The sequence below is a fragment of the Syntrophales bacterium genome, from assembly GCA_023228425.1.
In the GTDB taxonomy this organism is placed as follows: Bacteria; Desulfobacterota; Syntrophia; order Syntrophales; family UBA2210; genus MLS-D.
Window position 1 is genome coordinate 42970 of sequence record JALOBE010000018.1, and the last position, 12761, is coordinate 55730.

The following is a 12761-nucleotide window of genomic DNA, read 5'->3' on the forward strand; positions in this document are numbered from 1 at the left end:
CGGATGCTGCGTTGCGCTTCATCCTTCGTCACTGCGGCGTACCACTAAGTACGCCTCATTCCTCAGGATTTGTGCGCCTTGCCTGCGGAGCTTTTTACGAAGCCATCCTCAACCAGATGTTTTTCGACTTTTTACGGGACCGTCATGATTGACGGATTCGTAACATGGTACCGGAGGCATGTCTCCGGCACTATATCCGGATGCCGCGTTGCTTCCGTATGATGACCACTCATTTTTTTCTCAGGACGCACTAAATATAACCAAATATAACCCTTACTACCCAATACAAACCAATAATAACCATGTTGTCCGTTCTAAGCCTATGAAATAATTTACAATAATCCTTTCCCCCTATTGACAGGCGGAGCCTTTCAAGGCATACTGATCACCATGAAGGGCTTTTCAGGAATCGCCCTGCGATACGTCGGGTCATGTGTTTGAGTTAGGTATGTGAATTCAATAACGTGAACAGGATGGCTTCGTAAAAAGTTACCGGGCTATGACCTCCGGCACTATCGCCGGATGCTGTGTTGGGTTGCATCACTCGTCACTGCGGCGCACCGCATGTGTTACTCATTCTTCAGGATTTGCCCGTCTTGCCCGCAGATTTTTTTACAAAGCCATCGCATTTGATGGTTCCAGTGGCTGTTTACGAGACTATGACACTGCGCGAGCTCGTACAAAGTCGAAAACATCCGATGCTGCTAAACCTGTGAAAAGGACATGTGGCGAAGGGAGGTAACAAATGGAAAAGGATGAGAGGATACCGGAAGTGTTAGAAAGTGGGACGACTCGTCGTGGATTCCTGAAAGGAGCCGTTGCGGCAACCGGCGGGGTGGTTGCTCTTGCGACGGTAGCCACGGCAGTCCCCCGAACCGCGAAGGCACAGGCGGCACCGAGCCCTATGAGCCGCTACCTGTTCGCGGAACGTCAGAACTGCACGGGTTGCCGGGCTTGTGAGTATGCCTGTTCGACCTACCACTATGGCGTGACCCGCCCGGCTCTTTCCAGGGTGCACGTCTACAAACACAAGGGTATTGTCGATGTTCCCGTAATCTGCTGGCACTGTGATGATGCTCCCTGTATCGAGGCCTGTCCGATTTCCCCCAAGGCAATTCACAAAGACAAGGATACGAACGGAATCATTCTCAACGAGAATACCTGTCTTGGTTCACGGTGCCTCGAGTGCATAGACGCCTGTCCCGCCAACTATCTCCGCGTCAACCCCGATACGGGACAGCCGCTTTTCTGCGATCTATGCGGCGGTGACCCCCAGTGCGTCAAGGCCTGTCTTGCCCAATCGGGTAATCCGCAGGGGCCCTGCCTGTTGGGTAACAGGCTGGGATTCGGTGTCAACCAGGCATTCCGCAACGTAACACCCGAGGAAGCAGGGGAGGATTTGGTTAAACTCCTCTTCTATCCCAATACAGACGGCGGAAGGAGGTGACCACGATGGCGACACCAAACGGAGGATATTTCGGAAAAGTACTCGAGATTGATCTTACGAAACAGACATCGAAAGTGCGTCCCCTGTCTGACGAAACAGCCCGGAAGTTCATGGGTGGTTGCGGTTTGGGCGCTTACTACATTGCCTCGGAGTATAAAGCGGGGAAAGATCCGCTGGCGGAAGACGCGTTCATTTTCATCGGCACCGGTCCGCTGAACGGTACCTTCTGTGTGGCGACCCGGACCAGCTTCGTGAACATAAACCCCCATAACGGCCTTCTCAGCCACGCCGAAGTCGGGGCCCACTTCGGAAACGAGATCAAATGGGCCGGATGGGACGGCATCTACATCACGGGCCGGTCGGCCCAGCCCGTGTGGCTCTATATTCAGGATGACAAGGTCCAGTTCCGGGACGCGTCGAAGATATGGGGTAAGGATACCTACGAAACAGAAGAGACAATGAAACATGACGTTTGCAATCCCTACGCCAGAACGGCCGTTATCGGACCGGCCGGCGAAAACGGGGTTCCCTATTCCTGTGTCATCATCGAGCGCTTCAGGGCCGCGGCGAGAACAGGCACGGGTATGGTTATGGGTAACAAGAAGCTGAAGGGAATCGCGATGAGCGGCACAAAAGCCGTTCCGGTGGTTGACAACGCCAAATTTCTGCCCGCGGCCGTGGCGGTGAAGCAATTCGCCACGCAACGAGAGGCCTGGCAGGGTATAAAGCGCTGGGGCTCAGCCGGTCTCCTGGAGTTGAAACACTGGGTTGACGGATCACTGATTACAAAAAACTTCCAGACCACCTGGTGGCCGGATATTTATAACATCGGCGGCGAGGAGGCAAACCGAACCTTCTGGAAGCGCCACGCGGCTTGTAACAACTGTCCGGTACACTGCATGAAATACGGTGTCATCCGGGAAGAGGGCAAGTACTACGGGTTGGTGGCGGAAGGCCCCGAGTACGAGACGGGCGGTCTTCTGGGAAGCAACCTGGGCATGAGGGAGTTTGCCCCCATGATGGGCCTCATTGAAGCGGCTGACGCCTACGGTCTCGATGCCATCTCGCTTGGCGGTGTTCTAGCCTTTACTACGGAATGTGTCGAGAAAGGTGTTCTGAAAGCGGCCGACCTTGACGGCATCAACGTGAAGTGGGGTGACGGCGATGCCTACATGGAACTTATCAAGAAAATAACAAAACAGGAAGGAAGGGCGGGCAAGCTTCTTGCCAAGGGCGTTGCCGGGATGTCGAGAGAAATCGGCAAGGGATCGGAAGCATGGGCCGTTGTCACCAAGGGTAAGGAGTTCGCTGCCCACGATCCCCGGGGCGACAAGTCCCGCGGCTACAGCTATGCCATGGGCACCTGCGGCGGGGACCACCATGAGGGGACGAGCCCCGGTGGGTTGGGACTGATGGCCATGTTCAATTCCCTTGTCATGTGTTCCTTCGTGGGGCTGACTCACGGAGCGGAAATTCCGGCCTCCCACGTGGCCATGCTCAACCCTCTCTGCGGGTGGAACATGACCGATGACGAATACTGGGCCATATCAAAGCGGATCATGACAATCGAACGCTGCATCCAGGTACGGGAAGGCATCAGCTCCAAGGACGACATGCTTCCCGCCCGGTTGCGGAAAGAACCGCTTCCGGAAGGTCCGAAGAAGGGTGCCGTTTGGACCGACGAGGACACCAGGAAGATGCACGATTCTGTCTATGCCCACTTCGGCTGGGATGATAAGGGTGTCCCCACGGAGAAGGCCCTCAAGAACTACGGGCTTGACTTCATGATCGACGATGTCAAGGAAGCCCGGAAAAAATATACACTGTAAAAACTGCATCCCCGGCAGGGCAGGTTTACATGCCTGCCCTGTTCAAGGGGTCAGGTTTTTTTTTGTCTTTTTCATGTTCATGGCTCCTGGAGCATGGTATACTCCTCTATTCTGCGAGGCCCTGCGCCTTTGACAGGGAAATCAAGAGTGACAAAAAAGAAGACCTGACCTCATCGGAGTTGAAGAAATGTCCAAGAAGTGGTCGCGCCGGGACGCCCTGTATATTCTGGGCGCCGGTGTCGCCTCGGGTGTTGTTTTCTCGGGCTTCGGAATTACCGGAGCCCGGGCTGTTCCCCGCCCCCCGGGATCACTTGTTGAGGAAGAGTTCCTCAAGTTCTGTGCCCGCTGTCATCAGTGCATCGAGGCTTGTCCCGTGAATGCCCTCCACCCGGCGGGATTCAGTGACGGTATGGTGAACTGGGGAACACCGGTCCTGGATTTCAAAAAATGCATTTTCTGTATGGAATGCATCCGTATCTGTCCCACTAACGCCATCCAGAAAATTCCTGAGGAAGAAATCGATATCGGCAACGCCCGTATCAACCGCGAGACCTGCCTCCCGTGGTCGGGGCAGAGGCGGTGCAACAACTGCTTGAGGGCCTGTCGGTACAACGCCATAGAAATGGTGGACGGTAACCCTGTCGTCATTGAGGAGAACTGCAACGGTTGTGCCCGGTGCGAGGCACGATGTCCCACGGACCCCAAGTCCATCGTCATCTTCTACGAAAAGTACACGCGCTCTGAACAGCCCGGGAAGCGTGTGACTGTAAAGCTTGAAAACCGTACGGAACCCCTCCGGTTCCCTCCGCCGGACTTCAAAACCTGGTTCGTGGAGAGAATCAGGCAGTTGGCACGATATCACGGATTGATCGACTGACGGCGGTCCGATCGCCCCGAAGTGCATTCCCGCGAGGATCCTGTAAGAGGCTATTGTTCATGACGGAAAGTGGATCACATAAACCTGTTCTGGTCGTCGGTGGCGGTGTTGCGGGGCTTATCGCCGCCCTGGACCTTGCCGCCCTGGGCCGGGAGGTGGAGCTTGTTGACAGCGCCCCCCGACTTGGCGGCCAGGTGGCAAAGCTGGACAAGATTTATCCCGGTGATCATTGTGCATTCTGCCCTCTCTGGACGGAGATTAAACGTGTTGAGGAGAATGAGAATATTCGAATCTACCTCACATCGAACGTTACCACCATCAATCCGGAGCCGGAGGGGTACACCGTCACCATAACCGGTGAGCCCGGCTGGATCGACGAATCGCTCTGTGTCTTCTGCGGCCGATGCAGAGACATCTGCCCGGAACAGGCTATCCGTCCTCTCTGGGAGCATGCCAGCCCACCCTCTTTTTTTATCGACAAGACACAGTGCACACAATGCGGCACATGCCCAGCCGTCTGTCCGACTGATGCCATAGATACCAGGCGGCCCTCCGTCTACGTGGTGCTGTCCGTGGCCGACATAGTCTGGGCCACGGGATTCCGGGAGGCCGACTTGACACCGCTGGCTGAATTCGGCTACGGAAGCCATCGGGACATAATGACCTCCCTGGAGTTTGAGAAATGGACAGCCGAGTCAGGCCCCAACCAGGGCCGTATCCTGCGCCGTTCCGACAAGCAGCCGCCCCGTTCCATCGCTTTCATACAGTGCGCGGGAGCCCGGGACCTCCGTCTGCTTCCCTACTGTTCCGGCGTCTGCTGTATGCACGCGCTGAAGCAGGCCCAGTGGGTCAAGCGGCGATCCCCGGAGATCGACTGCACCATTTTCTATACCGACCTGCGTACTATTGGACGTGATTACTACGACTACGGCCTGAAAAGCCTTCACATGGCCACCGGCGTGAATCTCGTCAGGGCCCGGCCCGGCTTCATCCGGCCTATGCCTGACGGCTCCGCCCTTGCCCTGAACTATGAAGACACGGAAGCACAGAAGATCCGCCTGGAGCGGTTCGACCTGGTAGTACTGAATGGAAATCTGCGGCCGTCACTGGTTCCATCGAGTCCGGGAGCGCCTGCACCGGTCGCCCTGGACGGTGACGGCTTCGTAGACCGGGCAGGGGATGATGTCTCGCGTTTCGCCTGCGGCTTCAGCCGCGAGCCGGCCGATATCGCCGAGGCTGTTCTTCATGCCTCTTCGTCGGTTATGCAGTGTGTAACGCGTGAAAAAGGCAGGGGATAAAGCGATGAAACAAAGCACCGTTTTTCTCTGCACCTGCTACGATGAAATCGATCGGGTCGTCGATTGCGAGGCACTGCGCACCCGTCTCTTGAAGGATCCTCGTGTAGCCTCGGTGACCGTCGACGAAGCACTCTGCCGAGAGGGCCGCATGACCGGCCTTGCCGAGTCAATGAACAAGCACGACGAATCCGTTCTGGTTGCCGCCTGTTCGCCCCTGGCGCGTGGTGACAGGCTCCTTCAGGATCTGGCTAAAGAAGGTATTCCCGCCTCCCGGGTACAACTCGTCGATCTCCGTGAAGGCTGTTCCTGGATACATGCGAACGATGGTCCGGAGGCAGAGAAAAAGGCGGTGGACCTCCTTGAGATGGGCTTGATTTCCCTGCACAACAAAGAGGCCTCCGCCGACGTGACCGTGAAGCCGGCCGGCCGAGTCCTCGTGATCGGTGCCGGTCCTGCCGGTCTCGCCGCCGCCGCCGCTCTGGCCCGATGCGGTATCGCCGTTACCATCCTGGAGCGGGGCGCTGAGCCGGGGGGAACCCTTGGCCTCATTTCAAAAATCTATCCCGACGACATCACCCCGGCGGAAAGACTCGGTCCTTTGCGGGAGGCCATCGAGGCACATCCCGATTCTACCCTCCGCCCGCGGGCAAACATTGTTTCCGTCTCGGGTTACGCAGGCAACTTCAGAGTCCGCTACACCTCCGGCGACAGGGAATACAAGGAAACCTTCGGTGCTGTCATACTCGCCACGGGCGGGCGGATCTTTCTGCCCAAAGGCCACTACCGCTACGGCGAACTCAAAAAGGTCATAACCCAGATGGAGTTGGAAGGCCGTTTCAAGAAGAACTTGGTGGAGGGCAAGAAAGCCGTCTTCATCCAGTGTGTCGGTGCCCGCTGCGACGAGCGCCCCTACTGTGCCACTACCTGTTGTCCCGCCAGCATCAAAAACGCCATGCGGATCATTGAGGAGGAAGAGGGCCAGGCATGGATTCTCCACCGGGATATCATGACGCCGGGTAACGTCCTGGAGTCGTACTACCGCCGCTCCATGGCCATGGGTGTCCAGTTCATCCGGTTTTCCCCGGAAGATCCGCCGAAGGTTAAGGGCATCGATACGGTGGAATCCGTGGAGGTCCGGGACAGCATCAGCGGCGTGACCCGGACGATTCCGGCGGATCTTGTGGTTCTCAGCACGCCCCTTGTGGCCGGGGTTGACACGCCTGTCCTGGCAGTCCACTTTGGTCTTCAACTCGACAGCTACGGTTTCTTTCGAGAGATCTACCCGCTCCATCCTGTGGAGACCCGTATCGACGGTGTCTTCATCTGCGGTTCCGCCCGCTGGCCTGTTTCATCGGAGCAGGCTGCCCTCCAGGGTGAAGCGGCAGCGATGAAGGCGGTGGGCCTCCTGGCCGGGAAAACCCTGGCGGCCTCGGAGTTGAGCCGCGTCCCGGGCCCGAAACTCGGTCACGCCAGGGCGGACAACGATTCCTGCTCCGGCTGCGGCAACTGCGCTGCCGTCTGCCCCTTCGATGCCATACGGCTGCAGCGGCGCCGGGATGGGGGAACTTTCAGAATGGTGAGCAGGGTGAACAAGTTCCGGTGCAAGGCTTGCGGCAGCTGCCTGTCCGTCTGCCCCAACGGGACCATGCAGATACCGGAGGCAAGCACCCGTTCCATCTTCGGCATGATAGAAAAAGCTTTTTCATGAACGAGGACCGACTGAACCGATGACGAAGACAGGCACTCCTGAAATTCCGATTGAAACGACCCGACCCGCAGTCGACGCCCGCCTATTGGTCTTCGCCTGCAAGTGGTGTGGTCTTATCGGCGCTGACGGCGCCGGACGGAAGCGCATCGCTCTGCCCCCGAATTTCAGGGTTATTCCTGTGGAATGTGCCGCTTCAGTGGAGCCCGACGCGGTAATACGGGCCTTTGCCGACGGCATCGACGGTGTCGTCGTCATGGGGTGCCACCTGGGTGGTTGCCGGTTCAACGACGCGAATCATACGGCCGTCAAACGGCTTGAGCTCCTCCGCGAACTTCTTGATGGTACGGGAATCGGTCGGGACAGGCTTCTGGTTTCCTTCGGAACGGCCCATGAGGACCACCAGTTCGCCGGTATCATACAGGATTTCACGGCTCTGATCAAAACAAAGAAGCCCCTTTCACCCTGGATACCCTTCAGAGCTGGAGCTGTGAAGGAGTATAGATAAGCGGGACGCCATGGTTAACGAAGCACGGGAAAAACTGAAAAAAATTCTCATGGACGGGGAAGCGCAGGCCGTATTCGGCCTCATGCAGGGCCCGGCCGGCGTCATCGTGCCCCATGTCTTTACCGTCTCCGCCGCTCTGGACTCCCTCGTGCTGGATCCGAAGTGGCCCCTGGCGAAACCGGCCATGGAAATCCTCCGGACCGCTCCCGAGGGATGGCGGCTTGCCGTGCTCTGTCGTGGCTGCGATGAGCGGGCGCTCTTTGAACTCATCAAGAGAAACCAGGTCGATGCGGAGGCCCTCATCATCGTCGGCATCGCCTGCAGCGAAGAACAGGCCCGGGTCTGCCTCTGCGACCGTCCCGTTCCGTCGAAGCTCGACGTCGGCAATGCCGTTCCGGGGGTGGACCCCTTTCAGGACGATATCGTGCGGGCGTTGCTCGAGGGAGACAGTCACGAACGCATGAAACACTGGGCCGGGGTGCTGAGGCGCTGCGTCAAGTGTTACGGCTGCCGAAACTCCTGTCCCATCTGCGTCTGTGACCCCTGCAAACTGGAGGGTGAGCCTTGGGTGCGGCGAGGGATGATCCCCACAGAGATACTTTCCTTCCACCTCATACGAGCCTTTCACCTCTCCGACACCTGCGTGGCCTGCGGAGCCTGCCAGGAAGCCTGCCCCGCGGGCATTCCTCTGGTGGCACTCCAGCACTCCATGCGAAAGGCCCTGAAGGAAACCTACGGATATGAACCGGGGCTTGATGCCTCGGAACGATCGCCCATTCTGGCAGACTTCATCACGGCGCCCGAGAAAGAGCGGGCCCTGCCTGAATGGATCAACACGATACGAGATTAAAATGGACGTACGATTTACACGAACAATCTGTCCCTACTGCGGAACCGGATGCGGCGTGCTGCTGAAGACGGTCGACGGCCGGGTCGTGGACACGCTACCGGACCGTCGGAACGTTGTGAGCCGGGGACAGCTCTGCATCAAGGGCTGGTCGGCCCACGAATTCGTCTACCACCCCGAGCGGCTGACCCATCCCCTGGTGAAGAAGGGTGATTCCTTCCAGGAGATATCCTGGGGAGATGCCATCGCCATCGCCGCGGGCACACTCCGAGAGATCGCCGATACCCATGGCGGCGACGCCATCGGAGGGCTCTCGTCGGCCAAGTGTACCAACGAAGAGAATTATCTCTTCCAGAAACTTATTCGGGCAGGGTTTCAGACCAACAACGTGGATCATTGCGCCCGGCTCTGACACGCTCCGACGACTGTAGGTCTGGTCCAGACCTTCGGAAGCGGAGCGATGACAAACTCGATCGCCGACCTTGCCGGAGCGGAGTGCGTCTTCATCATCGGTTCCAATGCCGCGGAAAGTCATCCCATCATTATGGGGCAGATCTACAAGGCCATGGACGCGGGAGCCACCGTCATAGTGGTCGACCCTCGAAGAACAGCCGTTGCGGACAATGCAGATATGCACCTCTCCCCCGAGCCCGGTACGGACATCCCTCTCATCGCGGGCATGATGCGCCACATTGTTGATTCGGGGCTTCACAAGGAGGATTTCATCCAAAGCAGAGTGGAGGGTTTCGACGCGCTTCTTGAGTTCCTGGAGGATTGGCCTGTCGAGGAGGCAGCGCGACACACGGGCATAAAGCCGCAGATCATTCGGCAGGTTGCCGAAATCTATGCCGGGGCAAGGGAAGCGGCCATCGTCTATTGCATGGGAATCACCCAGCACGTTTGCGGCTCCGACAACGTGGCGGCTCTTTGTGATCTGGCAATGCTCTGCGGCCACGTGGGCACCGAACATTCCGGCGTCTACCCGTTACGGGGGCAGAACAACGTCCAAGGTGCCTGCGACATGGGTAGCCTGCCCAATGTCTATCCCGGCTACCAGTCCGTGGCCGATGCGGCCGTGAAGCAGAAATTCGAGGCGGCCTGGGGGCGGTCCCTCTCGGACACACCGGGCCTTACCCTGATGGAGATGATCAATGGAGCCGGCAGGGAGGTCCGTGGTCTCTACATTATGGGCGAGAACCCGGCCCTTTCGGACCCCGATGTGACCCAGGTCATCGAGGCGCTCCAACGCTTTGACTTCCTCATCGTGCAGGACATCTTTATGACCGAGACGGCCCGCTTTGCCGACCTTGTCCTTCCGGCTTGCAGCTTTGCCGAGAAGTCAGGGACCTTTACCAACACGGAGCGGCGCTTTCAACTGGTCCGAAAGGCCGTTGATCCCATTGCCGCCACCAAGACCGACTTGGAGATACTCTGCCTTCTGGGAATCGCCCTGGGCCTGGACTTTACCTACGGCGGCCCCGGGGAAGTCCTGGCGGAGATCAACCGCGTGGCGCCTTCCTATGCCGGCATTTCCTACGGCCGCCTGGAGCGGCAGGGGCTGCAGTGGCCCTGTCCCAACGACGAGCATCCCGGAACAAGATTTCTTCACCAAGACCGGTTCACCCGGGGTAAAGGTCTCTTCGTGGTGCCGAACCACACCCCTCCCCATGAGCTGCCCGACGGGGATTATCCCTTTTACCTGAACACGGGCCGCATGTTTGCCCACTACCACACGGGTACCATGACCCGCCGTTCGGGGCGGCTCAATCGCGAGGCGGCACGGGCCTATGGAGAGATCAACCCTGAAGACGCCCGTTCCCTTGGCGTTGCCGAGGGTGATGCCCTGCATGTCTCCAGCCGCCGGGGCAGCATCGTCGTGGACGCGATGATAACCGATCGGATCAGGAAGGGGTCCATATTCATTCCCTTCCATTTCACCGAGGCCCGGGTCAACACCCTTACCAACCCGGTCCTGGATCCTCGGGCGCAAACGCCGGAATATAAAGTCTGCGCCGTGCGCGTAAAAAAAGAGGGGTCCTGATGGAAGGGACGAACAAAACCGCCAGCCAGGTGAAGCGTGACGCCGCTATCTACGGGTGCGTGGAGTGCGGCCGCTGTGTGGGCGTCTGCCCCATGGCACAGATGTACAAAACCTTCTCCATCGTCATGTCGCCCCGGGGCATCATCAAGAGGGCCCTCATGGGGGAAGACCTGCTTCATGACAAGAACCTCTGGTATTGTACGGAATGCAATGCCGGTACCGATGTGTGCCCCCAGGGCGTAAGTTGTCGTGACCTGATCCGGGGTATGCGGAACATCGCCCTCAGGGAAGGGGCAGTGGACAGGATACGGGTCTGTGCTCACTGCGGTGACCGCTTCGTCGCCGTTCCCGTGGAAGACTTCGTTATCTCCCGTCTGGCCGGAGAGGTTCCCCGGGTGCTTGAGCTCCTGAAGGTATGCCCCGCCTGTCGACGGAACGTCTACGTGATACGGAACGCCTGACAGATTGGAGGGACGTACTTAACTTATTAACTTGTTCGTCTCTGATGCTGCATCATAACGTAAGTTAATAAGTTAAGTACGTCCCTATTCTTAAGGAAGTAAAACCGATGCCGGAACCAGTGAAACAACAGGACACCATCTTGGGACTTGAAGAACTGCGCCCCCGCCATAAGGAACGTGCATTCCTGGCGGACTACGTCATGCCCGCCAGGAATCCCAGCATACTCTTCGATCCCGCCAAATGCACGGGCTGCGGCACCTGCGAGATGGTCTGCTCCCAGAGGAACCGGACGAAGATCGCGCCAACCTCTGCAAGCATCAAGGTCATCCGCCGCGAGAGGGAAGGAAAAAACTTCGCCCTCTACTGCCAACATTGCCGGAAGCCCCTCTGCCTGGAAGTCTGTCCCACCCGGGCTATAGAAAAATCTGAAGAAAACGGTATCGTCCGCATCAACAAGGCCTTTTGCGTTGAATGTGGTCTCTGTATTCTTGCCTGTCCCGAAGCGGCCCCCCTTCGAGACAATGAAACCCGAGGAATCAACAAGTGCGATCTTTGTGACGGCGATCCCCTCTGCGTCAAGCATTGCCCGGAGAAGGCCCTCACCCTCACCAGAGGAAAATTTGTCCGCTGGATCAAAGGTCTCCGCTGGACTGTCCAACTTGTCTCATTCCTGCTCCTGGTTATGATACTTATGGGCACCTTCTGTTTCTTCAGAGTCGGCCAAGTAACCCTGAGTTGTCCCACGGGCATACTTCAGAACATCGCCGCCTCGAAAACCATCGTACTGACGACCGTCTCCGCGGCCCTGGCCCTCACCATACTTACCCTCCTCCTGGGCCGCGTCTTCTGTGGATGGGTCTGTCCCTTCGGCTTTGTCCTCGATGTGATCGGCACTCTCGTGCCGAAAAAGCTCGGCTGGCCGAAGTTTCTCTCGAGCCGTCTCACGAAATACGGTATTCTCGGCGGTGCCGTCGGTGCCAGCGCCGTGATGGGATTCCAAGCCTTCTGCGTCGTCTGTCCCATCGGAACTCTCTGCCGTTCTTACGGCGTTCAAGGATTTATGCGCGGCGCCGAACTGGCCGTGGTTCCCATCCTGGCTTCCACGGAAATCGCTCAGCGACGTTCCTGGTGCCGCTACTTTTGTCCCGTGGGCGCCTTCTTGGCGATTCTCACAAGAATCGGGCTCCTCAAAATCGTTATCGGTGCCAAACGCTGCAAGAAATTCTCCTGCACCCAGTGCGTGGACGTTTGCCCCATGGGCATCATCGACCGGGGGCTGCTGCGGGAAGGCGTGTCACCGACAATACCCATGACGGAATGCATTATGTGCCTGCGCTGTGTTGATCGATGTCCCTACGGAGCGGCCAAGGTCCGATTCCGATGGCAGAAGGGGGTTCCGGGGATTCCGGAAGAGGGAAGACTATGACCTTTTTCGATACCCACTACAATAAAACGATCGCCGTGGTGGATCTGGACGGCCAGTCCGTCGACATTCACCCCCTGGACCAGTCCCTCGTTGACGAATACCTGGGAGGTGCCGCTCTCAACACTGCCCTCCTGGAAACATACAAAGACGACAACCCGATCATCTTCGGAACCGGGCCCCTGACGGGCAGCTTCGCCCCGGCTTCCTGCCTCCTGGCGGCCACTTTTCCTACGCCCCAGGGACGGATCAGCACCATTCCCCTCACCTTGCGGACGGGCCCCCAGCTGAAATTCGCCGGCATTGATTTCCTGGTTCTGACGA

The 12761-nt window shown here is 58.1% G+C and carries 11 protein-coding genes and 1 pseudogene; all 12 read left to right on the forward strand.

Going from position 1 to position 12761, the window contains the following annotated elements; translation table 11 throughout:
* The first annotated feature begins 745 nt into the window (after positions 1-745).
* On the forward strand, positions 746-1447 hold the full coding sequence (locus M0Q23_07900) for a 4Fe-4S dicluster domain-containing protein (GenBank protein MCK9528547.1): 702 nt from the start codon (positions 746-748) through the stop codon (positions 1445-1447).
* A 5-nt stretch (positions 1448-1452) separates the two neighbouring features.
* Positions 1453-3276, forward strand: a complete 1824-nt coding sequence (locus M0Q23_07905; GenBank protein ID MCK9528548.1) for a hypothetical protein — start codon at positions 1453-1455, stop codon at positions 3274-3276.
* Positions 3277-3463: 187 nt separating this feature from the next.
* Entirely contained in the window at positions 3464-4153 is a 690-nt protein-coding gene (locus M0Q23_07910; GenBank protein ID MCK9528549.1) for a 4Fe-4S dicluster domain-containing protein, read from the forward strand.
* A gap of 59 nt (positions 4154-4212) precedes the next feature.
* A complete protein-coding gene (locus M0Q23_07915) occupies positions 4213-5451 on the forward strand; it encodes a 4Fe-4S binding protein (GenBank protein MCK9528550.1) in 1239 nt (412 codons plus the stop codon).
* A 4-nt stretch (positions 5452-5455) separates the two neighbouring features.
* Positions 5456-7159, forward strand: coding sequence for an FAD-dependent oxidoreductase (locus tag M0Q23_07920; protein ID MCK9528551.1), 1704 nt, complete (start codon positions 5456-5458; stop codon positions 7157-7159).
* Positions 7160-7178: 19 nt separating this feature from the next.
* Positions 7179-7664, forward strand: coding sequence for a hydrogenase iron-sulfur subunit (locus M0Q23_07925; protein MCK9528552.1), 486 nt, complete (start codon positions 7179-7181; stop codon positions 7662-7664).
* A 10-nt stretch (positions 7665-7674) separates the two neighbouring features.
* Positions 7675-8514, forward strand: coding sequence for a 4Fe-4S binding protein (locus M0Q23_07930; GenBank protein MCK9528553.1), 840 nt, complete (start codon positions 7675-7677; stop codon positions 8512-8514).
* 1 nt (position 8515) lies between these two features.
* A pseudogene (locus M0Q23_07935) lies at positions 8516-9892 on the forward strand (molybdopterin-dependent oxidoreductase).
* 360 nt (positions 9893-10252) lie between these two features.
* Positions 10253-10552: a hypothetical protein gene (locus M0Q23_07940; GenBank protein MCK9528554.1), complete on the forward strand. Its 300-nt coding sequence runs from the start codon at positions 10253-10255 to the stop codon at positions 10550-10552.
* A complete protein-coding gene (locus tag M0Q23_07945) occupies positions 10552-11013 on the forward strand; it encodes a 4Fe-4S dicluster domain-containing protein (protein MCK9528555.1) in 462 nt (153 codons plus the stop codon). Before M0Q23_07940 ends, M0Q23_07945 begins: the two co-directional genes overlap by 1 nt.
* Positions 11014-11120: 107 nt before the next feature.
* Positions 11121-12440 carry a 4Fe-4S binding protein gene (locus M0Q23_07950; GenBank protein ID MCK9528556.1) on the forward strand — a complete coding sequence of 440 codons (1320 nt, stop codon included), beginning with the start codon at positions 11121-11123 and terminating at the stop codon, positions 12438-12440.
* Positions 12437-12761 (forward strand): hypothetical protein (locus M0Q23_07955; protein MCK9528557.1); only part of this gene is annotated, 325 nt, incomplete at its 3' end. The genes M0Q23_07950 and M0Q23_07955, both read left to right, overlap by 4 nt.

Excerpts from the sequence above, each read along its gene's own strand:
- M0Q23_07905 (MCK9528548.1), top strand. The coding sequence starts at position 1,453 with ATGGCGACACCAAACGGAGGATATTTCGGAAAAGTACTCGAGATTGAT.
- M0Q23_07925 (MCK9528552.1), top strand. The coding sequence starts at position 7,179 with ATGACGAAGACAGGCACTCCTGAAATTCCGATTGAAACGACCCGACCC.
- M0Q23_07910 (MCK9528549.1), top strand. The coding sequence starts at position 3,464 with ATGTCCAAGAAGTGGTCGCGCCGGGACGCCCTGTATATTCTGGGCGCC.
- M0Q23_07915 (MCK9528550.1), top strand. The coding sequence starts at position 4,213 with ATGACGGAAAGTGGATCACATAAACCTGTTCTGGTCGTCGGTGGCGGT.
- M0Q23_07930 (MCK9528553.1), top strand. The coding sequence starts at position 7,675 with ATGGTTAACGAAGCACGGGAAAAACTGAAAAAAATTCTCATGGACGGG.
- M0Q23_07920 (MCK9528551.1), top strand. The coding sequence starts at position 5,456 with ATGAAACAAAGCACCGTTTTTCTCTGCACCTGCTACGATGAAATCGAT.
- M0Q23_07940 (MCK9528554.1), top strand. The coding sequence starts at position 10,253 with ATGACCCGCCGTTCGGGGCGGCTCAATCGCGAGGCGGCACGGGCCTAT.
- M0Q23_07950 (MCK9528556.1), top strand. The coding sequence starts at position 11,121 with ATGCCGGAACCAGTGAAACAACAGGACACCATCTTGGGACTTGAAGAA.
- M0Q23_07900 (MCK9528547.1), top strand. The coding sequence starts at position 746 with ATGGAAAAGGATGAGAGGATACCGGAAGTGTTAGAAAGTGGGACGACT.
- M0Q23_07945 (MCK9528555.1), top strand. The coding sequence starts at position 10,552 with ATGGAAGGGACGAACAAAACCGCCAGCCAGGTGAAGCGTGACGCCGCT.